This is a genomic window from Leptolyngbya cf. ectocarpi LEGE 11479 (genome assembly GCF_015207065.1).
Taxonomy (GTDB): Bacteria; Cyanobacteriota; Cyanobacteriia; order Phormidesmidales; family Phormidesmidaceae; genus Leptothoe; species Leptothoe ectocarpi.
Genome location: NZ_JADEXP010000605.1, coordinates 1 through 1,714, shown reverse-complemented (window position 1 = coordinate 1,714; position 1,714 = coordinate 1). Strand labels below are relative to the sequence as shown.

Sequence of the window (1,714 nt, the reverse complement as noted above, 5' to 3'; positions counted from 1 at the left end):
GTGTTGAACCATTTGGGCATTGAGCAGCATCAGGTTAGTGATAGCTGCAGTATACTCAAACCTTGCACTAATTTTGGTTGTGAAGAGCCTGCATTAGTTCCAGATGCACTTTAAGTTGAGTATAAATCCAGGCAAACTATCTTCACCTGACAGCTGACATGGCAAGTGTTTTAAACTGTTGTTGGGTAACGTGAAGGGTTAGTTCACCAGGCAGTTCGAGAGATAAAGTGGAGAGGCCTGTATAGGAATTAAGTATCTTCTAGGGTCGCAAAAATAGTAGTCACAATCTTTTACTTGACGATGACTATCCATAGGTCGTATGTTCTTTTCAGGGCTGTGATTATCATCGCTGCCTGATTTCAGAACTCAATATTTGGCACTGCCAGCAGGTGTGGGGACACCTTGCTGACAGCTAACCTCTCGGATTCTTACGCAATCCTGGAAGCTTTGGTCATTATGGCTCAGTAGCTCCGCTTTGCAAAATTTCTGAGGAGCCGCTGGGTATTGGGTTCTGGCTCCAGCCTCCTGGGCGTCCGGATGACTTCCAGGGGGCATGTACTGTATCTGGAGACCAGACCCATGTTTCAAGACAATAGCCAGGGCGCAGGTGCGTCCAATGTTCCGCTTGCCAATGATTCCCTGCCCGAGTTTGAATACGAGAACGTTAACCATACGTTATTGGGTAGTTTGACGGTGATTCGCAATACTATTCTGCTGCTTTATAGGCTTAACTATGCTGAGCCGAATGATTGGAGTAAGCCGTTGCCCACCGGGCGACCGAATGAAATGATGGCGATTTTGACTAAACGGGTCAGAGTGATTTAATCGATGGCGATAAGGTGCGATTGTGCCTTCAACAATCGGCTAATGGTGAAGTGGGTTGCTCAGGGCTTTCCTCCCTGAAACCCTCCTGTTCGTGGGGACCTCAACGTCCCCACACCCCTTGCACAAGAGGGTTATAAACATTAGCTAAAAGTAGTTGCACTGGCGGTCGGTGGGGTGGTTACGCTGCTCCGCATTCGCTCCACACCGTAAAAGGAAAGTTGTCTTATTGTGCTAAGCCTCTCTCAAAAAAAATTGCCTAACTGAGAATCGAGCACCAACGCTTTTTTAATTTTCTGTGACGCGTCACAGAAAATTAAAACTCACCCCACCGACTCCCCCCTTTTCCCTGCTACTCGGGACAACATTTTTATTCTTATGAGGGTTGTAGGGCGGCATCCCGCCCTGCCCAGGGGGTTTGGGGAACTCGGAGGGACCCCAAGCAGCCGGTTTTACTCCCCTCCAACCCCCAAAAAAACACTACAAAACAATAACCATCCCATCCGCCCGTGGCTCCGACCCCGCCACCAAAACCCCATTCTCCAACCGCAAAATCACCTGACCCTTACCAAACGTATCCGGCTCCGCAACAACCCGCACATCATGACCCAGATCGCCCAACCCCAACGCCACATGACGCGGCACCGTCTGTTCCAAAAACACCCGATTACCGCGATCAAACCGCCAGCGAGGAGCATCCAACGCCGCCTGCGGATTTAACCCCTGATCCACCAAATTCGAAACCACCTGTAAATGCCCCTGGGGCTGCATCGAAGCCCCCATCACCCCAAACGGACCTAATGCCTGACCATCTCGGCTCAGAAAACCAGGAATAATCGTATGGAATGGCCGCTTTGCAGCTGCGATCGCATTTGGATGATCTGCATCTAAC

2 protein-coding genes are annotated in these 1,714 nt (G+C 50.1%); one reads left to right on the top strand and one right to left on the bottom strand.

The window, feature by feature from the left end:
- Positions 1–579: 579 nt before the first annotated feature.
- On the top strand, positions 580–825 hold the full coding sequence (locus tag IQ260_RS30395; RefSeq protein WP_193996771.1) for a hypothetical protein: 246 nt from the start codon (positions 580–582) through the stop codon (positions 823–825).
- 477 nt (positions 826–1,302) lie between these two features.
- On the opposite strand, the gene IQ260_RS30390 is transcribed toward IQ260_RS30395, so the two are convergent.
- Positions 1,303–1,714: gamma-glutamyltransferase (locus tag IQ260_RS30390; RefSeq protein ID WP_193996770.1), on the bottom strand; the 412-nt coding region annotated here is incomplete at its 5' end.

What these genes read in the sequence shown, in the direction of transcription:
- IQ260_RS30395 (WP_193996771.1), top strand. Translation starts at nt 580, where the DNA reads ATGTTTCAAGACAATAGCCAGGGCGCAGGTGCGTCCAATGTTCCGCTT.